The following is a 21,146-nucleotide window of genomic DNA, read 5'->3' as shown; positions in this document are numbered from 1 at the left end:
AGCGGAGGCATCGCCATGTATTTCTACAAAGAAGACCTGATCAATTTGATCGTGCCGGATCAACCCGATCCCGCTGCCGCAAAGGTGCTGCAGGAAACGCTTGGCGGACGGTTCGGCGAGATGCGCACGATGATGCAGTTCTTTTTCCAGAGCAATAACTTCCGGGGACTGGACACCCAGTTTCGGGATTTGATACGAGGCGTGTTTTTGGAGGAAATCAGCCACGTCGAGCTCGTCCAGCATACGATCAACCAGCTGTTGACGGGAGCCGGCGCTGATGGCGCGGGCAATGCCGGAATCGATGAAGCTCCGCTGGATGAGGCGGTCAAGCACGCGAACCCGCATCACTTTATTATGGGAGCTCAAAGCTCGCTGCCGGTCGATGCGGCAGGCAATCCATGGATGGGCAATTATGTGTACGACCATGGCAATCTGGTGGCGAATCTGCTCGATAATCTCGTGCTGGAATCAACGGGAGTATTGCAGAAATCGAGAATTTATGAGATGAGCACGAACAAAACGTTCCGGGAAACGCTGGCCTTCCTGATCGTTCGCGACAACGCCCATCAGAACGCGTTTGCCAAGGCGCTGGAAACGCTTGGCGTCGAGTGGGGCAAGCTGTTCCCTGTACCGAATTACGATATCAATAAGTATCCGGAGTGTAAAAAATATGTGGATATGGGCTTCCATAATGCCCAATTCAATTTTCGGCTGGATAACACGCGAATCGGTGAAATTTTCAGCGGCCAGACGCCTAGCCGAAACGGCGGCAGTCTCCAAGTCATTCCGCCGCCGGAAGGCTTCCCGGTGCCGAACTTGCCTGAGCTCCCTAACGAGCATAGCCCCGGAACACGCGATCTGAATGCCTAACTTCGCGTTTCGCAAACAAAACCGCCTTTTGGTTCAAGGCGGTTTTGTTGCGGGAATGTACCACAGTACCAAGCAGCAGGGGGATCATGGAATTTCTATTAACGGCAAAGCCCGGTTCCTCAGAACGAACTGAGAAACCGGGCGGTTGCCATTACATCATCATCGCCTATAAACAGGGTTTTCTTGATCATATCATGACTCTTACGCTATGATTAGAGACAGTTTCATGATTGAGGAGGTACCTGTTTATGATCCTACATAAAGGAGAAACCTTATTTCGGCAAGGCGAATCAGGCCCGCTGTTTCATGTGAAGAGCGGCATGCTCAAAATCGAGCGTGTACACCAAGACGGAAATGCTTTGCTAGTCAATTTGATTGTCCCCGGGGAAACGATTCCGCATCATTCATTAATCACGCCCAAGCCCTATTTCGGAACGGCGGTTGCATTAGTGACAAGCGAGATTCAAGTTTACCGTCCGGATGAATGGTATGGTTCCTTGGAGCAGGACCCGGTTCGATATCGTTCCATAGCGCTTCAGCTGCAGGATAAGCTGCGAATGATGCAGGAGCGGATTGATCAATTAAGCGAAATCGAGCCCATTGAGCGATTACACAAGCTTCAGCGGTGGTTCGAGCAGTATATCTCACCAGCGCGCCTTACGGATGTCCTGACCCAAGTGGAGATCGGCCAGCTGATCGGGCTGCGACGGGAAACGGTCAACCGGCTGCTCCGTCAGGAAAGGCTTGCAGCAGGACCAAAGAACTCGTAATGGATCCGGTCAGAAGGAATATCCATTGCCAGAAGCGCGTCGTTGATCGTCTTCATGAACGGGATCGGACCGCAGAAATAATAGACTGCCGATGGCCCGGGTACGGTATCTTTTAACCATGCCAGGTCGATCAATCCGCTCTTATGGTATCCGCCATCCTCTGCGCCCGGGTTGCTGTAGCACCACCGGTAAGAAATATTCGGATTCATTTCCGCGAGCTCCTCGACATGCTGCTTCATTGCATGGACATTGGCATTTCGTGCTGCGTGGATAAACATCACCTTACGCCCCGGTTGTGCTTCAACAGCGGTGTTCAGCATGCTGATCATCGGAGTGAGCCCAACACCGCCGCTGATGAGGACGAGCGGAGACGAATCCTCCAGGTTCAATGTGAAATCGCCGGCAGGAGCCGAAAGCTCCACGATCCCGTTCTCTTCAACGGACTGATGGAGGTAATTCGATACTTTCCCTTCCGGAGTATCAATGCCTTCGGCCTCCCGTTTTACTGAAATCCGGTAGTATGGCTTGCCAGGCGCATCAGACAAACTGTACTGGCGGTTCAAGGTATAAGTTTCGCCGGGTATTTGCAGCCTGATGCTGACATATTGTCCAGGCTCAAAAGCGGCCAGCGGGCCTCCGTCCGCCGGAACGAGATAGAAGGACGTAATAACTTCGCTCTCCCGTACTTTTCGCTCGACCCGGAACGGTTTGAAGCCGCTCCACCCCCCGACCTGCGTCTCCGATTGCTTATACATCTCATCTTCAACAGAAATGAATGCATCCGCAATGACGCCGTATGCTTCCTCCCACGCCTGCAAAATTTCTTCGGTTGCTGCATCTCCAAGCACCTCTTTAATTGCTCCTAGCAGATGCTCCCCGACAATAGGATAATGCTCCGGTTTGACGCCAAGACTCCGGTGTTTATGCGCGATTTGCTTAACGGCAGGCAGGATAGCCTCCAAACGGTCGATGTGCAGCGCCGCTGCATACACCGTGTTTGCAAGGGCGGTTTGCTGGCGGCCTCGCTGCTGGTTGGCATGGTTGAAAATATTCAACAGCTCCGGATGCGCTTTGAACATATTCCGATAGAAGGTAGAAGTGATGGTAACGCCATGTTGTTCCAGGACAGGAACCGTTGATTTGATGGTTGCGATCGTTTTTTCGCTTAGCATAAAGCTGCGCCTCGCTTTCTTAAAGTGGATGATATCATTATAGATAACCCGTTTCGCATGGTATTGTGATTTGAATCACATAAAATCGCAACAATTTGTGACTTTAAAATTTGAACAGGAACATTTACAGGTACATTTTAAAGAAGGTTTGCCGTTTCCTTTAGGGCTCCATACAGGGTTTGAATGGGTGCTTCTGCTTCGGGGCCTGCCGTTCACAATTTGTCCCCAATCCGTATGACTGCAATCACTGAGGCGGATTAAAGGGCTGTCTATACTTGAGGCGTGAGAAACGGCCAGCAGCTAAGCTATGGCCACAAATGACAGGAGGTTTTTTCGATGAGCACCATTACGCTTCATACCCATGTCTCGGATATCGTTTCCTCCGTGCCTCAGACGGCTGATTTATTCCGTTCGCTTCGCATCGATTTTTGCTGCGGCGGCCAGATTCCCTTGGAGAATGCGGCCGCACAGCGGCAGCTGGATCCCGAAGCTGTCCTGAATCAGGTCAAGCTGCTGCAGGACAAATTTGAGAAATACCAGGAGAGCCGTCCGGCCTCCCTGGGCGCTCTTGAGCTCATCGAGCACATTCAGCATAAGCATCATGCATTCTTGCGTGATGAATTGCCGGCTCTAACCCCATATGTTACTAAGCTTGCCCGTGTCCACGGAGAACGGCATCCTGAGCTTTTGCGGGTTCAAGAGCTGTTCACGCAGCTCAAGAAGGAACTGCTGGAGCATACGCAGGATGAAGATCAGAATGTCTTCCCGCTTATGGTCCGGGTCATCACCGAATCCAAGACGGATGCTGGACAGCAATTGCTGCCCCTGATAACCGGGCTTGAGGAGGAGCACTCCAGTGCAGGCGGCATATTGCAGGAGCTTCGAGAGGTCACCAATGATTGGGAGCTGCCGGATGATGCATGCGGCACATACAGACTTGTCTATCAACGCCTTGCGGGTCTTGAGAAAGACACGTATGAGCATATCCATTTGGAGAACAACGTTCTGTTCCAAGAGATTCGCACGCTCCTATAGCAATGCCCATCCTGTTATTATAGATACCCATTCAAGAGCCTTTGCCCGCCGGGCAGGGGTTCTTTTTGCATCTGCATCTTCCCAAGATGGGGACCCCAGTGCGTGCATGAAAAAAAGGCTGCCGCCAGCATGACGAGGGATTTCCCCTGCGAATATAGGAGTTTCCCTAGTAGGATGCCTCCAGCGATACCTGCATAATGAATGCATACGAATGGACGATACATGGATTCCCCAACCATGGTCATTCAAGCAGAAGGAGTTGACGCGTCCTATGAAACGCAAATCGGGACTGACATTCTTCAAAAGAGTGGAGAGCTACTCGGACAATTGGTCCGTCCTGGAAGAGAAAAGCCGGGAATGGGAGGATATGTACCGCAAGCGCTGGTCGCACGATAAGGTCGTTCGGACGACCCACGGCGTAAACTGTACCGGCTCCTGCAGCTGGAAGGTGTTCGTGAAGAACGGAATCATTACCTGGGAGAACCAGCAGATCGATTATCCGTCATGCGGTCCGGATATGCCGGAATTTGAGCCGCGAGGCTGTCCGCGTGGAGCCTCATTCTCATGGTATGAGTACAGTCCGCTTCGAATTAAATACCCTTATATCCGAGGTAAGCTTTGGCGGATGTGGAGCAAGGCTTTGGAGTTGCACGAGGATCCGGTTGCGGCTTGGGCCAGCATTGTGGAGGACCCGGATCAAGCCAAGGCTTACAAGCAGGCTCGAGGAAAAGGAGGGCATGTGCGCGTAACTTGGCCGGATGCAACAAAGCTCATCTCCGCACAGCTGATCTATACAATTCGTAAATACGGCCCCGACCGGATTGCCGGATTTACCCCGATTCCGGCGATGTCGATGATCAGTTATGCGTCAGGAGCCCGGTTTATTTCCTTGCTGGGCGGAGAAATGCTCAGCTTTTATGATTGGTATGCGGATCTTCCGCCCGCCTCGCCGCAAATCTGGGGGGAGCAGACCGACGTTCCGGAGTCCAGCGATTGGTACAATGCCGGCTACCTCATCATGTGGGGCTCCAATGTGCCGTTGACCCGGACGCCGGATGCACACTTTATGACCGAGGTGCGTTACAAGGGAACCAAGGTCGTGTCCGTGGCTCCGGATTACGCGGAGAATGTGAAATTCGCCGATAACTGGCTCGCACCGAATCCTGGAACGGACGCAGCTCTTGCCCAGGCAATGACGCATGTTATCTTAAACGAATATTATCGGGAGCGCGCGGAGCCGATGTTCCTGAATTATGCGAAGCAGTATACCGACATGCCGTTCTTGATCATGCTCGATGCGCATGGAGACAGCTTGAAAGCCGGACGTTTCTTGCGGGCAAGCGATCTGGGAGACGCCTCGCCGAATGCCGAGTGGAAGCCGGTTATTCTGGACGCGGAAACGGGTGAAATCATCGTCCCGAACGGCACGATTGGCCAGCGCTGGGAGCAGGGAGAGAAATGGAATTTAATGCTGGAGCGGGAAGACGGGACACGAATCGAACCGGCTCTTTCGATGGAAGGTCATAATGCGGATTGGCATATCATTTGTTTTCCCTATTTCGATTCCAGCGGCAGCGGGATATTCGAACGGATGATTCCTGCAAGGACGGTGCGTTTGGCCGATGGAACAACATGTCTCGCGACGACTGTCTATGACTTGATGCTCAGCCAGTATGGAATCCGGCGGGTCGGGAGCGAGCTCGAGGCGGCAAATTACGAGGATGCAAGCTCGTATTATACGCCGGCATGGCAGGAGGCGATCACCGGTGTAAAAGCCTCGGTCGTCATTCAGATCGCCCGCGAATTCGCCCAGAACGCGCTGGATACCGGCGGCCGGTCCATGATTATCATGGGGGCCGGGATCAACCATTGGTTCAACAGCGACACGATATATCGCTCCATCTTGAATCTGGTGATCCTTACGGCATCCCAGGGAGTGAATGGCGGGGGCTGGGCGCATTATGTAGGCCAGGAGAAATGCCGGCCGATCGAGGGCTGGTCGACTGTCGCCTTCGCCAAAGACTGGCAAGGACCTCCGCGCCAGCAGAATGCGACCTCCTTCTTCTATTTCGCCACCGACCAGTGGAAATATGAGGAGTCGGGGGCGGATGCGCTGAAATCCCCGACCGGCGGGGATATCCGGTACCGCCATCCTGCTGATTATAACGTATTGGCTGCACGGCTCGGGTGGCTGCCTTCCTATCCGCAGTTTAACAAGAGCAGCCTTGCTTTTGCGGAAGAGGCGGAGAGAGAAGGGAAGAGCACAGCTGATGAGATCGTTCGGCATGCGCTTGATCAGCTGGTTAAAGGTGAGACGCGATTTGCGATTGAGGATCCCGATGCTCCGGAGAACTTCCCCCGCTCGCTGTTCGTATGGCGTTCAAATCTGATATCCAGCTCGGCAAAAGGTCAGGAATACTTCATGAAGCACCTGCTGGGCGCCTCCGACAATCTTCTGTCGGAGCCGAATGAAGAAGAAAAGCCGGAGGAAGTGGCGTGGCATGGCGATGTGGAGGGCAAGCTGGATCTGCTTGTTGCGCTTGATTTCCGAATGACAGCCACGCCGATGTACGCGGACGTGGTGCTCCCTGCAGCAACCTGGTATGAGAAGACGGATTTATCCTCAACGGATATGCATCCATTCGTCCATCCGTTTAATCCTGCGGTAGACCCGCTCTGGGAATCGCGTTCGGACTGGGACATTTATCGAACGATCGCCAAAGATTTCTCGGATATGGCCAAGACCCATCTGCCGGGCGTGTACAAGGATCTGGTTGCTACTCCGCTTGCCCATGACAGCAAAGGGGAAATCTCGCAGCCATTCGGTATGGTTAAGGATTGGAAGGCCGGTGAGGCCCAGGCGATACCGGGAATAACGATGCCGAATTTGACGGTGGTCGAACGTGATTATACGCAAATTTACGATAAATTTATCACGCTTGGTCCGAACTTGGCCGCCGGCAAGGTCGGCGCCCACGGCGTGAGCTTCCCGGTGGCTGAGGAATTCGACGAGCTGAAACGAATCAACGGGACGTACCAGGATGGAACGATCAAGGATGGGCTGCCCAAACTGTACACGGCCCGGCACGCAGCGGATGTCATCCTGAATATATCATCAGCCACGAACGGGAGGGTTTCCCAGCGAGCTTGGGAGGCGATGGAGGAAGACACCGGCATCAAGCTGAAGGATATTTCCGCAGACCGGGCAGCAGAGCGAATCACCTTCCAGAGCATAACCGCTCAGCCGCGCGAAGTCATACCGACCCCGGTGTTCAGCGGTTCCAACAAGATGGGCAGGAGATACTCGCCGTTTACGACGAATATCGAACGTTTGGTTCCATTCCGTACGCTAACAGGAAGACAGCACTATTACATCGACCATGAGCTGTTTCTGCAGTTCGGCGAAGCGCTGCCGGTCTACAAGCCGACGCTTCCGCCGATGGTGATGGGTCCCCGCGACAAGCAGGTCGCCGGCGGGAAGGATGCACTTGTTCTCCGGTATCTAACACCGCACGGGAAGTGGAACATTCACAGCACCTATCAGGATAATCTGCATATGCTGACGCTTTTCCGCGGCGGGCCGACGGTATGGATCAACAATGATGACGCGGATGCTCATGATATTCAGGACAACGATTGGCTCGAGGTATACAACCGTAACGGGGTCGTTACCGCACGGGCGGTTGTCAGCCACCGGATGCCGAAGGGCACGATGTACATGTACCACGCCCAGGATAAGCACATCAATGTGCCGGGCTCGGAGATTACGAAGGACCGCGGCGGCAGTCATAATGCGCCCACGCGGATTCACGTGAAGCCGACCCAGATGGTGGGAGGCTACGCGCAGCTCAGCTATGGCTTCAACTATTACGGACCGATCGGAAATCAGCGGGATGTGTACGTGGCTGTCCGCAAAATGAAAGAGGTGGATTGGCTTGAAAATTAAAGCACAGGTCGCCATGGTCATGAATTTGGATAAATGCATCGGCTGCCACACCTGCAGCGTGACTTGCAAGAGCACCTGGACCAATAGACCGGGCGCAGAATATATGTGGTTCAACAATGTAGAGACGAAACCGGGAGTCGGCTATCCTGTCCGCTGGGAGGATCAGGAGAAGTACAGAGGCGGCTGGACGCTGAACAAAGGCAAGCTGGAGCTCAAATCCGGCAGCAGATGGTCCAAAATCGCGCTCGGCAAAATCTTCTACAATCCCGATATGCCGGAAATGAAGGACTATTATGAGCCTTGGACTTATAACTATGAGCATCTGACCGCATCGGGGGAGAAGAAGCATCAGCCGGTCGCCCGGCCGAAATCGGCCGTGACAGGTGAGACGATGGATTTGGAATGGGGACCGAACTGGGAGGACGATTTGGCTGGTGCCCATGTAACGGGGCCGCGGGATCCGAATATTGAGAAGATCGAAGAAGAAATCAAGTTCAACTTCGAGCAATCGTTCATGGTGTATTTGCCCCGCCTGTGCGAGCACTGCCTGAACCCAAGCTGCGTCGCTTCCTGCCCGTCCGGAGCGATGTACAAGCGCGATGAGGACGGCATCGTGCTGGTGGACCAGGAAGCATGCCGGGGCTGGAGATATTGCATGACAGGCTGTCCGTACAAAAAAGTCTACTTCAACTGGAAAACGAACAAGGCGGAGAAATGCACCTTCTGCTTTCCTAGAATCGAGGCTGGACTGCCGACGGTATGCTCCGAAACGTGCACCGGGCGGATTCGTTATCTGGGCGTGCTGCTCTATGACGCAGACCGAGTTCAGGAAGTCGCGTCTACTCCCGACGAGCAGGATTTATATGAAGCTCAGTGCAGTTTGTTCTTGGATCCGCACGATCCTGAGGTCATCCGGCAGGCGCGGGCGGACGGGATCGCCGAAGAGTGGATCGAGGCGGCGCAGCAATCCCCGGTGTATAAGCTCGCAATCGAATACAAGCTGGCATTCCCGCTTCACCCGGAATATCGGACATTGCCGATGGTATGGTATGTTCCGCCGCTTAGTCCGATTATGAATGTGTTTGAGGGCAAGGATTCCGTAGCGAATCCGGATCTGATCTTTCCGGCGATCGAGGAAATGCGCACGCCGATCCAATATTTAGCGAACCTGCTGACGGCAGGAGATACCGCCGTAGTCAAAGGAGCGCTGCAGCGAATGGCGATGATGCGTTCCTACATGCGGGCCGAATCCTCGGGAGCCGAATACGATGACAGCCGATTGGAGCGGGTAGGGCTTACCACGCAGCAGGTGAAGGAAATGTACCGCTTGCTGGCTATCGCAAAATACGAAGACCGGTTTGTCATCCCAACCTCGCATAAGGAGCAGCATCTGGACGTGTACCGCTCACAGGGATTTGAAGGCTTTGAGTCGGGCTGCGGCGGCTGCGGGCCGGATAATCCTTTCGATAAGAGCGGCAAGGAGTTGTATGAAGAAAACTTCTACGGGGGGATATGGCGTGATTGATCTTGATAAGCTCCAGATGCAGCAACCGTCATTCGGTTTTTTTGCACGGCATCTCACCTATCCGGATAAACTGGACTTTCACCCTTCGCTCTTGGAGGAGGCCTGGGATGCGGGCCACCCGGCTTATGCTTCAATCAAGCGATATTGGGACAGCATGCATGAGTTCAGCTTGGAGCAGATTGAAGAATTGTATGTTCAGACGTTTGACTTTCAAAAAAAGACGACCCTGTACATGACCTATTTCAAGATGGAGGACAGCAGGGAGCGGGGGCAAATGCTTGTCAGGCTAAAGGAGACCTACGAGCTGTTCGGTCTGGAAATAGCCAGCTCCGAGCTCTCGGATTATCTGCCCCTAATGTGTGAATTTCTATATGCCGCCCGGTGGGAAGGGCACATGAAGGAAGCGACGGAGAGCCTGTCCCTTATGCTGGCGGTCTTGGAGGACGGAACGTATCATCTGTTGAAGGAGCTGGAACGGCTGGACAGCCCGTACTCCGGATTAATACGTGCGCTTCGCGACACGCTCAAAATGTGCACGATTCAGGAGGCGGAGCTCGGATGAACATGATGGATCAGCTCTTGTGGGTCATTGTCCCTTATGTCTGCATCGTGGTCTTTATTGTCGGACATATCTACAGATACCGGACCGATCAGTTTAACTGGACGGCCAAATCCAGCGAGTTTATCGAGAAGAAGCGGCTGAAAGCAGGCAGCCTGATGTTCCATCTGGGCATCATCCCGGTCATCGGGGGACATGTCGCGGGACTCGGCATCCCCCAGTCATGGATGGAGGCGGTCGGCGTTAATGAGCATTTGTACCATATCGGAGCGGTGTATGTCGGCGGCGCTTTCGGCATGCTGACATTGGCAGGCATGGTTCTGCTGACATCGCGCAGGTTTACGCTGCGAAGCGTTCGGAAGCTCAGCACGGCATCGGATCTGATCGTCAATGTGCTGCTGCTGTTCATCATTATTATGGGGATGTATAGTACGCTCGTTACGAATGCAGTGGAGCCGGATTTCAATTACCGGGAGACGATATCGGTATGGTTCCGCCAATTGTTCGTCCTTCGTCCGGATGCGTCACTAATGACAGAGGTGCCTTTGTCTTTCAAAATCCACATTCTGGCCGGGCTCGGTATTTTCGCTTTATGGCCGTTCACCCGTCTTGTCCATGTCTGGAGCGTTCCGTTGAATTATGTCGGAAGAAGATATATCCTTTATAGGAAGCACCGTAAATATGAATCGTAGACGAGAGAAGGCTTTGCGGCCTTCTTTTCTACATCAGAGGAGTTAGGGCTATGACGGTAATAGAACAGTCTGGCTATGATTATCAGCTGGAAATCGATAGGCTGCGGGATCGGTTTCAATTCGATTTCGTGTCGCTAGCGCTCGTCCAGCCTGCCGAAGACCGGTTTGTGCTGACGTGGCAGTATGCTTCAGGTAATCACAATGAGCGGTTTAAACGGATCGTGCTCCATTCGGGCAAAGGCGTCGCCGGAATTGTGTTCAAGACCGGAAAATCGATGCTCATTCAAAACGTTAACGCCGATATTGGTGCACGCGACTTATTTAATTTTCCGATCATTGCCGCCGAGAAGCTCAAGAGTCTAGGGGCCCTTCCGCTGTGGGTGGAGGCCCGGGTAATGGGCGTTTTGCTGGCCGGGTTCCGGGAGGAGAACCGGATGAATCCGGCGGTTTTTAACGATTTCCGGGAGCAGCTCGGGGTGACGTTAGGAGCTTTTCGGATCAGGGAGGTGTCGCAGACTTGATTACCATGACCGGGGATCGATTGAGCGAAATGCTGGATAAGCTGTACCGGAACGGTACGGAAGCCATCTTCTTTATGGATCAAAAAGGCGGCGTTGTCGGCATGAATCCGGCTGCCGAGCGGATTCTGGAGGTCGATGTCATTGAGCGGATTCAGTCGGGGATTGACGACTCGTTCTGTCAAACCTGCGAGGGATACACGGATGAACAGGAGCTGATGTCCTGCTCCCGATGCTATTTGAATTATCCTAAGGGAGAGTTTTCTTCCTTTCAAGTATATCTAAGGACAAGGGACGAAGGCATCGTGCCGTTCGCGGCAAGCTATCATACGATTGACGAAGAACAGGGCATCCGCGTATTGATGCTGCTTGATCTTACCAAACAGCTGAAGACGCAGGAAATGCTGCAGCGTAACCATATGCTGAAATACGTGATCAAAGCCCAGGAGGATGAACGCAAGCGGATTTCCCGTGAGCTGCATGACAGCGTCGCGCAGGAGCTCCTCAGCTCCCTGGTGGATTTGCGCGTGCTGAAATACATGAACGTAAGCGATGATGTGCTCAATAAAATCCAGCAGACGGAGCAGTCCTTGACGCGGCTGCTGGACGATATTCGGCATTTATCGGTAGAGCTTCGTCCCGCATCGCTGGACGATCTGGGCCTCGAAGCTGCGTTCAGATCGCACTTTAAATGGATGGAGAAGAATTATGGCCTGCTTGTGCATTTTTCCGCCGAGCTTGCGGCAGCCCGGTACAGCAACGAAATCGAGACCGTCGTTTACCGGGTATGCCAGGAGGCCGTGCTTAATGCGCTAAAGTATTCCGGGCTGGATGAGGTTTACGTGCGGCTGTGGGAGGAGAATGGGGGGCTTCAGCTGACCGTCCGGGATGAGGGCGTCGGCTTTAATATGTTTATTAACGAGGCGCAAGGGACCGGGCTCGGATTGTACGGCATGAGGGAGCGCGCGGAGCTGGTTGGCGGGCAGTTTACGCTGACTTCGTCGGCAGGCGCAGGCACAACGGTGCAGCTCAGTGTACCACTGTCTCAAGATGTAATGCAGGAGGGGGACCGTTCATGAAGATTGTCATTGCCGACGACCATGCCGTCGTTCGCAGCGGGTTCTCGATGATTATCAACTATCAGGAGGACATGGAGGTTGTAGCTACGGCAGCGGACGGGCTGGAAGCATACGCGATGGTAGCCAAACACAGGCCCGATGTGCTGCTGATGGACCTGAGCATGCCGCCTGGCGAGAGCGGACTTATCGCAACCGGCAAAATCAGTGCCGATTATCCAGGCACCAAGATTATCGTTCTGACCATGTACGACGATGAGGATTATCTGTTTCATGTGTTGAAGAACGGCGCGTCCGGATATGTTCTCAAGAACGCGCCGGATGATGAGCTGATCTCCGCCATACGGATGGTCTACGCCGGAGGCACGTACATTCATCCGCAGATGGCCACTTCACTGGTGCGGGAATTTATCAAGAAGGACAGCGAAAGTCCCGAGCAGGATCCGCTTAGCAGTCTTTCGCAGCGGGAGCTTGAGATTTTGCCTTTGATTGCCAAGGGTTACGGGAATAAAGAGATCGCGGAGATGCTGTATGTATCCGTGAAGACGGTAGAGGCGCACAAAGCGAAAATTATGGAGAAGCTCAATTTAAAGAGCCGGCCCCAGCTGGTTGAATATGCGCTCAAGAAGAAGCTGCTGGATTTCTGATACTGCTACGGACATTAGCCGTCGAAGGGAAACCATCTGCCTATGAATAGGGAAGTTCCTTGTCAAGGATCAGGGAACTTCCCTATTATCTTTGTGAATACATGCACTTACAATGGAATTGGGGATCCATGATACGAAAGCCATTCATTTTTCGAGAGAAAAGGTGATGGGGATGATCAAAAAAATGCAGCTGCCGCTGCAAACGATGAATCTGGTGCTCGGTTTTATGGTATGGGTGATCATATCCGCGCTGCTGCCGTTTATCCGCGAGGATATTCCGGTTCCTGCTGACCGCGTTGCCATCCTGACGGCCATTCCGGTGGTGCTGGGCTCCGTGCTGCGCATTCCGCTCGGCTATTATGCCAATATCGTCGGGGCAAGAGTTGTATTCATCGTCAGCTTTATCGCGCTTTTATTTCCGGTATATCTTATCAGCTCGGCTTCCACGTTTACCCATCTTGTGATCGGAGGGCTGTTCCTCGGCATCGGCGGCGCCGTATTCTCCGTCGGCGTCACCTCGCTTCCCAAATATTATGCCAAAGAAAAGCTTGGGCTGGTGAACGGCATTTACGGCATGGGCAACCTGGGCACCGCCGTAACGACTTTTGCCGCACCGGTGATTGCCACGCAGATCGGCTGGTCGAAAACGGTGCAACTGTATCTGGTTCTGCTGCTAATCTTTGCGGGGTTGAACGTGTTCTTGGGAGACCGCAAGGAAGTCATGGTTCGGACACCGATCATGGAACAGATTCGGGGCGTGTACAAGAACGACAAGCTGTGGTATTTCTCGCTCTTTTATTTTATTACCTTCGGTTCATTTGTCGCATTTACCGTCTACCTGCCGAACTTCTTGGTCACGCATTTCGAGCTTGCCAAGGTCGATGCGGGACTCCGCACTGCAGGATTCATTTTGCTTGCAACATTGATGCGGCCGATCGGCGGCTTTCTTGCCGACAAATTCAAACCGCTGTTCCTGCTGATGGGCGTGTTTATCGGACTTACGGTCGCTGCGATCCTTTTGGCATTCTCTCCGTCGATCGGTTTATATACCGTCGGTTGTTTAACGATTGCGGTCGGTGCGGGACTGGGAAACGGAATCATCTTCAAGCTGGTTCCGCTGTATTTCAACAAGCAGGCCGGGATCGTGAACGGCATCGTGTCCATGATGGGCGGTCTCGGCGGTTTCTTTCCGCCGCTGATGCTGTCGTTCATCCATTCGGTTACGGGTCAGTATGCGATCGGATTCATGGCCTTATCTCAAGTAGCCCTCGCCAGCTTTATCATCGTCGTCTGGATGTACTTTCAGGACAAACTTTCGGTCTCCTCGAAGGTGTTTAACTCGACAGGCCAAGGCATTCTTGTCACGGATCCGAATGGAAAAATCCATGCGGTCAATCCAGCATTCACTGCGCTGACGGGATATACCGAGGAAGAGGTGGTCGGGAGAAATCCGAGCATCCTGAAATCCGGACGTCAATCTAAGGACTTCTATACCGAGATGTGGACGGAAATTGCAGAACGGGGCAGCTGGCAGGGTGAAATTTGGAACCGCAGAAAGAACGGGGAAGAGTATCTTGAACTGCTTACGATCAATGCCGTAAAGGACGAAACGGGAGATATTATTCATTATGTAGGCACATTCAGCGACATTACGGAACAAGCGGCAGCGGGCCGAGCAACGGCACGGACAACGTAGGGGCAGGAGCGTCATCGCTGCGGCAGTGATTCCTTGATGAAGCGAAAGCCTTGGGAAAACCTGCAAGTATCTTCAAACATTTGTTGCCTGGAGTCAGGATCGAATATCAGTTGGAAAGCGCAGGGGAGAAGGATGAACCGAACGAAGATCGTGATACCTCGGGAACACGGAGGATGGGCGATGCTCATCGTCCCCTATATGATCGGAATGACGGCGGCCAAGCCAACCGTTCTGCATGTTCCGCTGTTTTTGGCATGGCTGCTGCTGTATTTCGCTTCGTATCCATTGTTACAATCGCTCAAGAGGAAAAAACAGACCTCAGAGGTGTATTGGGGAATCGGGTACGCTGCAGCCGGAGCGGTGTTTCTCATTCCCGTCATCTGGCATGCCCCGTGGATGCTGTGGTTCGCCCCGGTGCTGCTTGCATTGATCACCGTTAACATATGGCATGTCGTACGGCGCAAGGAGCGTGCGCTTCTGAATGATCTATGCGCGATTCTGCTGTTCTGCACAGGCGGTGCGGCTGCCTATATGCTTGGCGGCGGAACTGTCGGTAAAGAGCTGGCGGTTGTAGCCCTGGTGAATGTGGTCTATTTTGCCGGCACCGTTTTCTTCGTGAAATCCGTCTTCAGAGAACGGAAGAACAAGCGGTATACGGTCTATTCGCGGGCGTATCATGTCGCTGCGCCGGCCGTTCCTCTGATCCTCGGCTTACCCTGGCTCGCTGCTGCGTTTCTGTTTCCGCTTTGCCGAAGCTGGCTGTTTTCCGGAAAAGTCATCAAGCCGATGAATGTTGGCATTATCGAAATTATAGGTTCCGTGCAATTTTTAGGGATCAGCATGATGGTTCTTTAACCGTAAAGGGGGCAGCTCGCTGTGAAAGCCTCCCAGGCAGCCGGCATTTGTCAGGGGTGGCGGGGGAAGGTCGAAGAACACAATTTGATCCCATACAAAGCCAAACAGCCTTGGGTGCATCGACCACCGAAGGCTGTTTTTCGTGCCGGATTCCATCAGGGGACATCTTTTGAAAAAAACAGGGTAGCGAGGAGAGAAATCTATGGTATTCTGAGGAATAGCATACGAAAGGGGAGCGGATCATGCCGAAACTACCGGAACGTTCTGGAAGAGAACAAGCACTTCCAAAGATTCAGAAGTACATAGAATCTCCCGTTCTTCAAGAACGGCTGTACAAGCGAACGCTTATTATCGTGATCCTGTCGCAAATATTCGGCGGAGCGGGGCTAGCGGCAGGCTTAACCGTCGGAGCGCTGCTTGCCCAGGAAATGCTTAAAACCGCTAGCTTTGCGGGTATTCCAGCCGCACTGATAACGGTAGGCTCCGCGCTAGGTGCTTGGTATGTCGGACGGCTTAGCCAGCGTTTCGGGCGGGGGCCGGGTCTCGCAACAGGGTTCCTTGCCGGCGGGATTGGAGCAATCGGGGTCATTATTGCAGCGTCCTTACAGAACATCATTCTGCTGTTTGCTTCATTGCTGATCTACGGTGTAGGCACAGCCACTAATTTGCAAGCGAGATATGCAGGGACGGATCTGGCTAAGCCTTCACAGCGTGCATCGGCGGTCAGTGTGGCAATGGTATCGACGACATTCGGCGCTGTTGCCGGCCCCAATCTGGTCAATGTGATGGGCCGGGCCGCAGAGTCGATCGGCGTGCCCGCTTTAGCGGGACCGTTTATCCTAGCAGCTGCGGCATTCATACTGGCTGGCCTGGTGCTGCTGGTGTTGCTTCGTCCCGATCCTTACGCTATAGCGCAAGCGATCGCTCAAGCGAACCGTACCAGCGCTGGGCCATCTTCGGATTCAACAACTGGGGACGGGAACAAACGGGGGCTCGTGGTCGGGACAGCCGTGATGATATTGACTCAAGTGGTGATGATCTCCATCATGACCATGACGCCGGTCCACATGAAGCATCACGGTCACGGACTAGGTGCTGTCGGCTTAGTGATCGGCATCCATATCGGGGCCATGTATCTCCCGTCGCTCATTACCGGTTATCTCGTGGATAAAGTGGGACGGCTTGCCATGTCCATCGCATCCGGCATGGTCCTGTTGATCTCCGGGATCTTGGCAGCGTTCGCGCCGGCCGATTCGCTTGTGCTGCTCATCCTTGCCCTCGCCTTGCTTGGCGTAGGCTGGAACCTGGGCTTGATCAGCGGAACGGCGATGATCGTTGACGCTACGCATCCAACTACCCGGGCTAAGACGCAGGGAACGATTGATGTGTTGATTGCCCTTGCCGGCGCTTCGGGCGGCGCGTTGTCCGGCGTGGTCGCAGCCAGCACGAGCTACAGCACGCTGTCCCTGGCCGGAGGCTTGCTATCGCTGGTATTGATCCCAGTCTGCCTGGGATCGATCAAGCTGGGTAAAACGGCAGCGCAATCAAGCAAAAGCGCTTAATCCGGCAACGGGTTTCATAGGAATAAAACAGCCTCCGGTCTGCTTGGTCCGGAGGCTGTTTTTACGCTGACAGAGTTTATGATTCGGCAGTGCTTGCGCTCTGACCGTAATTATGAACTGACAGTGCTAATGTACTGCAGTGCTTATGCTCTGACTGTAATTATGAGCTATCAGTGCTAATGTTCTACAGTGTTTATGCTCTGACCGTAATTATGTTCTGCTAGCGCTTATGGAAGAATATTGCCTGCCGCGCGGTAGATCGCATACCATTCCTCACGCGTCAGCACGATATCGCTCGCCTTGATGCAGTCCTTTAAGCGATCGATATTCATTGTGCCGATCACGGGCTGCATGCGGGCAGGGTGGCGAAGCAGCCAGGCAATGGCGATGGTTGTATTGCTTACGCCATATTTTTCTGCGATCTCATCGATCTGCCGGTTCAGCTCAGGGAACTTGTCGCTTCCCAAGAATACCCCTTCGAAAAATCCGTATTGGAATGGGGACCATGGCTGAATCGTAATATCATGCAGCCTGCAGAAGTCCAGCACGCTGCCGTCGCGGTTGACGGCGGATTCATTCTCCATATTCACATTGATTCCGCTTGAAATCATGGTGGCATTCGTGATGCTGAGCTGAAGCTGGTTAGCCACGATCGGCTGCTTCACGGCTTTTTTCAGCAGCTGAATCTGCATCGGGTTTTGATTGGATACACCGAAGTGTCTTACTTTGCCCGAGCGCTCAAGCTGATCAAATGCTTCGGCAACCTCTTCCGGCTCAACAAGGGCATCCGGACGGTGCAGGAGCAGCACATCGAGGTATTCGGTGTTCAGTCTTTTCAAAATGCCGTCAACCGAATTCAGAATATGCTCTTTCGAAAAGTCGAACATCCCTTGACGAATCCCGCATTTCGACTGCAGAATGATCTGCTCGCGGACGCTCGCACTCATATGTATAGCTTCGGAGAAGATTTCCTCGCAGGCTCCGCCGCCGTAAATGTCGGCATGGTCGAAAAAGTTGGCCCCTTCCTCAAGCGCCGTTTGAACGAAACGCTCGGCCTCCGCTTTATCCAGCGAATTTATTCGCATACCGCCGACGGCTACGACAGGTACTTCAAGCGAACTGCTTCCAAGTTTAATCGTTTTCAAATCAAGACCCTCCGATTCTATTGTAGGTTTAGTTGCTGTGGCAAAAGTCTCTCTTGTTATTGTGACATGTTCAAAGGAGGTTGTACAAGAGTTATTTGTCCTAAACAACTCCGACATCGTGCAGCGCTTCGTACCATGGATACGGATTGGGAGGATTATTCGTCCAGACTCTTGATTACGAATTTAAACGCTTCACGTTGCGGATGATGATGCGGCTGTGCGGCAGGGACGGCATGTCATGAAAACGGAAGCTGAGGTCCTGCAAAGGCACTTCATACCGAATCCAGTTAGCCAGAACATCCGCGCTTTCCTTCATGATCTCGAGCGTAATCCATTCACCGGCGCAGCGGTGACCGGCATCATGATCTCCACCACCTTGGGGAATAAAGCTGAACGGGCTTCCGTTCCAATCCTTGAACTGATCGGGATTGAACAGCTCGGGCTGGTCCCATAGCTTTGGATGATGATTCGTTCCGTACAGGTCAAGGATCGTCAGCACACCTTCGTTAAATTCATAACCCTTCCAAGTAAAATCCCGGATTGCGCGGGCGGGGACAAAGGGGAAGAACGGATAGAATCTTCGAACCTCTTGAACAAAACGCTGAAGCTTGTCTTCCTCAGAGGACATCAGCTTCTCGCGCTCTTCCGGCTGCTGAATGACAGCAAGTGCTGTAAAGCAGACGTAGACTGCAACGGCTACAATCGGACGCAGGATATTCAGGATTTCGACCGCTGCGACCTTCGGGTCGAGCCTATTACCGGCCAGATCCCGATGCTTGGAAAAAACGGAGAGGGCCGTTCCGTTCGCCGGATGCATTCGGCCTTCGCGCACGTCCAGCACCAAGCCCTCCAGCCACTGCTCTGCCTTCGAGCGGGCCATTCTTCCTCGCCGATGCTTGATGCCGATTGCGGCCGCGGACTCAATCATGGCACCGAGCCATTCCGTCTTTTCCTTCACCTCCTCCCCGGAAATGGGGATGCCGGCCCATTCACAGGCAGCACGGCAAAGAAGCTCCTTGGCTTCATCGTAGATAACAATCTGCTCCAGCTTCTCAAAGCGTTCGACAGCGAGCATCCACTGCTTTCGAGTGATCTCGCGCATAGCCTGAAGGCCATCACGGTTCATGGTAGACATAAACATCGCTTTCCGGTGCCGGTGCTCCTCACCGTCAAGGGTTTGCACGCCGTTTTCACCGAACAAGGTCTTCAGCACACGCTTCGGTGCCGCGCCATGCCGCTGAAATTTCTCCCCGTCGTAAAAAAGCTTGGCCGCCTCTTCGCCTCGCATACAGATGGCGCGTTCGCCTAAGAGCCGTGTTTCAAAAATGTCGGATTGAAAGCCGATGGCCCGGTTGGTCACGTAGAGATAGCCTTCGCGGAGCACGCTCAAGCTGTTGTCTATGCCTTCTTCTTTTGGAATCGGTCTTGATGTTTCCATATGAAACCTCCTGCTGATTTAAATTGGGAAGCGATCATTGCTGGTGAACGAATACTACCTTAATACCCGCCGAGCTGCTGTTTGAATAAATCATGGACTTGATCGCCAGTAACCGCTTGCCTGATTCCGCGAGATTTCTCTGTTCAAAAATGTATAAGTTGGATGTCTATTGCAGGAATTGGAGATGGTTTCATCGAAAAACAAAGGATTGGGAGACCATTCTAAATTAGGAGGTTGTTAGGAGAGATGGCGGCTGAAGTCATTAAGGTTTATCAGGAGCATTTGCCAGCGCTGCGGCTGATCGGCAAACGATATACGGATCAGGACCGCGATGCTGTAGGCAGCTTTGGGGAGAAGTGGGGGGAATGGATCGCGAGCAGTTGGTTCGATGAGCTTGTTAACCTTGGTCCCCTGCCGGAGTCGGAAGGGGCTTCTTACGGAATGATGCGAATGGAGGGAGGACAGTTTGAATATTGGATTGGCATGCTGTTTCCCTCTGAGACCGAAGTTCCGGAAGGTTATGCGCATGCCGATATTGCGGAGAGTGACGTAGGCATCTGCTGGCTGCACGGATCTGATGATAGCGGGGAGCTGTACGGCATTGGCCCCCACAATCAATGCATGGACCAATTGGCCGAGCTAGGCTGGAAGCTTAAAGAAAATCCGTGGTTCTTCGAGAAGTATCACCCGCAGCGCTTTGCTTCGCCGGATGACAAGGGAAAGGTTATTTTGGATTATGGGGCGTATATTCGTTAATATCGTATGATAGATACATAACGGGCCTTTTGGACTATAAGGCCTGTCATCGAAGAATATAAACCAGCCCGCATCCTAGTCAGGAGCGGGCTCGCTCATATTTGATTAGAGGATCTCTACAAGTAGAACGCTGCATATAGGATGGGGACCTCGCTTTGGAAGGACGGCCATCGGTAGATCTTTCGCTTTAGGTCTCCGCACGAAACGTCTTTCCAAGCCGATCGCCAAGCCCAAAATAGTGCCGAAAATTATAAATGAGCGGACTCCATTGATTTGGATCAATGTGGTTCTCGTCACGTACGATATCTTCGTGGGCGTGCACATGGATTGCTTCCGTTTCCACAATGGCAAATAATGAAGCATTAGCAGGGCTGTGGATGTTGCTGACGCGGGCCTCAATTTGTATCGGACATTCCTGAATACGTGCAGGCGTGACCGACAGGGAGGGGACTGGGGTCAACCCGGCGATTCCATACTTATCTTTTTCGTGCCGGAATCCGTTTCGAAGCTTGAAGTCCGGTACGGGATCTTTACCGGTATACGGAGCAAGCTTCTCAACCTGCTCCCATAGTGAAGGATCCGGTACGTTAATCACGCATTCCGGGCGATTCTTAAGGTTCTCGATCGCTTTTCCCCCAAGCCCGATGCCTAGCACGATGGAGTGTCCTAGCGCCCATGATGAAGACAAAGGTGAAATGTTCATGCTATCGTCCTCATTCAATGTTGTTAGAAGAATAACGGGTGTACCATAGTAGAGGATGCTTGGATGAATGGTCTTGATAAGCGGTTTTTCTGCAGATGTGTGCATGGTTTCTCCTCCTGATTCATTTCGTTCTTCCAGAATCATTGTAGTCCAGGGATGTTTCGATTATCATCGAAATATG

General features: G+C 53.0%; 18 protein-coding genes. 14 read left to right on the top strand and 4 right to left on the bottom strand.

The features are described from left to right. Positions 1–15: 15 nt before the first annotated feature. Positions 16–870, top strand: a complete 855-nt coding sequence (locus tag MKX76_RS10355; protein WP_007130335.1) for a manganese catalase family protein — start codon at positions 16–18, stop codon at positions 868–870. Positions 871–1,118: 248 nt separating this feature from the next. Beyond that, on the top strand, positions 1,119–1,640 hold the full coding sequence (locus MKX76_RS10350; RefSeq protein WP_007130333.1) for a Crp/Fnr family transcriptional regulator: 522 nt from the start codon (positions 1,119–1,121) through the stop codon (positions 1,638–1,640). Here MKX76_RS10350 and hmpA read toward each other — a convergent pair. Then, positions 1,604–2,842, bottom strand: a complete 1,239-nt coding sequence (gene hmpA, locus MKX76_RS10345; RefSeq protein WP_341035037.1) for an NO-inducible flavohemoprotein — start codon at positions 2,840–2,842, stop codon at positions 1,604–1,606. The two genes, MKX76_RS10350 and hmpA, sit on opposite strands and share 37 nt — an antisense overlap. Positions 2,843–3,148: 306 nt before the next feature. On the opposite strand from hmpA, the gene ric reads away from it, so the two are divergent. From ric to MKX76_RS10290, 11 genes are all read left to right on the top strand, one after another. Next, entirely contained in the window at positions 3,149–3,847 is a 699-nt protein-coding gene (gene ric / locus MKX76_RS10340; protein ID WP_028405539.1) for an iron-sulfur cluster repair di-iron protein, read from the top strand. A gap of 271 nt (positions 3,848–4,118) precedes the next feature. Further along, the gene (locus tag MKX76_RS10335; RefSeq protein WP_341033689.1) at positions 4,119–7,793 is read left to right on the top strand and encodes a nitrate reductase subunit alpha; all 3,675 of its coding nucleotides are present in this window, start codon (positions 4,119–4,121) and stop codon (positions 7,791–7,793) included. Continuing rightward, positions 7,783–9,318, top strand: a complete 1,536-nt coding sequence (gene narH, locus MKX76_RS10330; protein WP_007130329.1) for a nitrate reductase subunit beta — start codon at positions 7,783–7,785, stop codon at positions 9,316–9,318. The genes MKX76_RS10335 and narH overlap by 11 nt, the downstream gene beginning before the upstream one ends. Continuing rightward, positions 9,311–9,880, top strand: coding sequence for a nitrate reductase molybdenum cofactor assembly chaperone (gene narJ, locus MKX76_RS10325; protein WP_040738713.1), 570 nt, complete (start codon positions 9,311–9,313; stop codon positions 9,878–9,880). Before narH ends, narJ begins: the two co-directional genes overlap by 8 nt. Next, a complete protein-coding gene (gene narI / locus MKX76_RS10320; RefSeq protein WP_007130327.1) occupies positions 9,877–10,569 on the top strand; it encodes a respiratory nitrate reductase subunit gamma in 693 nt (230 codons plus the stop codon). Before narJ ends, narI begins: the two co-directional genes overlap by 4 nt. 50 nt (positions 10,570–10,619) lie before the next feature. Next, positions 10,620–11,090, top strand: a complete 471-nt coding sequence (locus MKX76_RS10315) for a GAF domain-containing protein (protein ID WP_007130326.1) — start codon at positions 10,620–10,622, stop codon at positions 11,088–11,090. Then, positions 11,087–12,166 (top strand): sensor histidine kinase, encoded by a 1,080-nt coding sequence (locus MKX76_RS10310; protein ID WP_007130325.1) that lies wholly within the window; start codon positions 11,087–11,089, stop codon positions 12,164–12,166. The genes MKX76_RS10315 and MKX76_RS10310 overlap by 4 nt, the downstream gene beginning before the upstream one ends. Continuing rightward, positions 12,163–12,810: a response regulator transcription factor gene (locus tag MKX76_RS10305; RefSeq protein WP_007130324.1), complete on the top strand. Its 648-nt coding sequence runs from the start codon at positions 12,163–12,165 to the stop codon at positions 12,808–12,810. The genes MKX76_RS10310 and MKX76_RS10305 overlap by 4 nt, the downstream gene beginning before the upstream one ends. 172 nt (positions 12,811–12,982) lie before the next feature. After that, positions 12,983–14,506: a nitrate/nitrite transporter gene (locus MKX76_RS10300; RefSeq protein ID WP_034273399.1), complete on the top strand. Its 1,524-nt coding sequence runs from the start codon at positions 12,983–12,985 to the stop codon at positions 14,504–14,506. Between the two features lie 132 nt (positions 14,507–14,638). Further along, on the top strand, positions 14,639–15,361 hold the full coding sequence (locus MKX76_RS10295) for a YwiC-like family protein (protein WP_040738711.1): 723 nt from the start codon (positions 14,639–14,641) through the stop codon (positions 15,359–15,361). A gap of 242 nt (positions 15,362–15,603) precedes the next feature. Beyond that, positions 15,604–16,923 (top strand): MFS transporter, encoded by a 1,320-nt coding sequence (locus MKX76_RS10290; protein WP_007130321.1) that lies wholly within the window; start codon positions 15,604–15,606, stop codon positions 16,921–16,923. A 227-nt stretch (positions 16,924–17,150) separates the two neighbouring features. On the opposite strand, the gene MKX76_RS10285 is transcribed toward MKX76_RS10290, so the two are convergent. Both MKX76_RS10285 and MKX76_RS10280 read right to left on the bottom strand, forming a co-directional pair. Further along, positions 17,151–18,068: an aldo/keto reductase gene (locus MKX76_RS10285; RefSeq protein ID WP_007130320.1), complete on the bottom strand. Its 918-nt coding sequence runs from the start codon at positions 18,066–18,068 to the stop codon at positions 17,151–17,153. Between the two features lie 175 nt (positions 18,069–18,243). Next, a complete protein-coding gene (locus MKX76_RS10280) occupies positions 18,244–19,506 on the bottom strand; it encodes a cytochrome P450 (RefSeq protein ID WP_341033687.1) in 1,263 nt (420 codons plus the stop codon). A 246-nt stretch (positions 19,507–19,752) separates the two neighbouring features. On the opposite strand from MKX76_RS10280, the gene MKX76_RS10275 reads away from it, so the two are divergent. Further along, positions 19,753–20,262, top strand: a complete 510-nt coding sequence (locus MKX76_RS10275) for a GyrI-like domain-containing protein (protein ID WP_341033686.1) — start codon at positions 19,753–19,755, stop codon at positions 20,260–20,262. Positions 20,263–20,449: 187 nt separating this feature from the next. Here the strand turns inward: MKX76_RS10275 and MKX76_RS10270 are convergent, their stop codons facing one another. Next, complete coding sequence (locus MKX76_RS10270) at positions 20,450–21,070, bottom strand: flavin reductase family protein (RefSeq protein ID WP_028406715.1); 621 nt, start codon at positions 21,068–21,070, stop codon at positions 20,450–20,452. Between the last annotated feature and the right edge of the window lie 76 nt (positions 21,071–21,146).

It is taken from the genome of Paenibacillus sp. FSL R5-0810, assembly GCF_038002285.1.
GTDB classification, from domain to species: Bacteria; Bacillota; Bacilli; order Paenibacillales; family Paenibacillaceae; genus Paenibacillus_AQ; species Paenibacillus_AQ lactis.
Note: the sequence above shows the minus strand (reverse complement) of the source record. Positions and strands in the feature narration are given on the sequence as shown.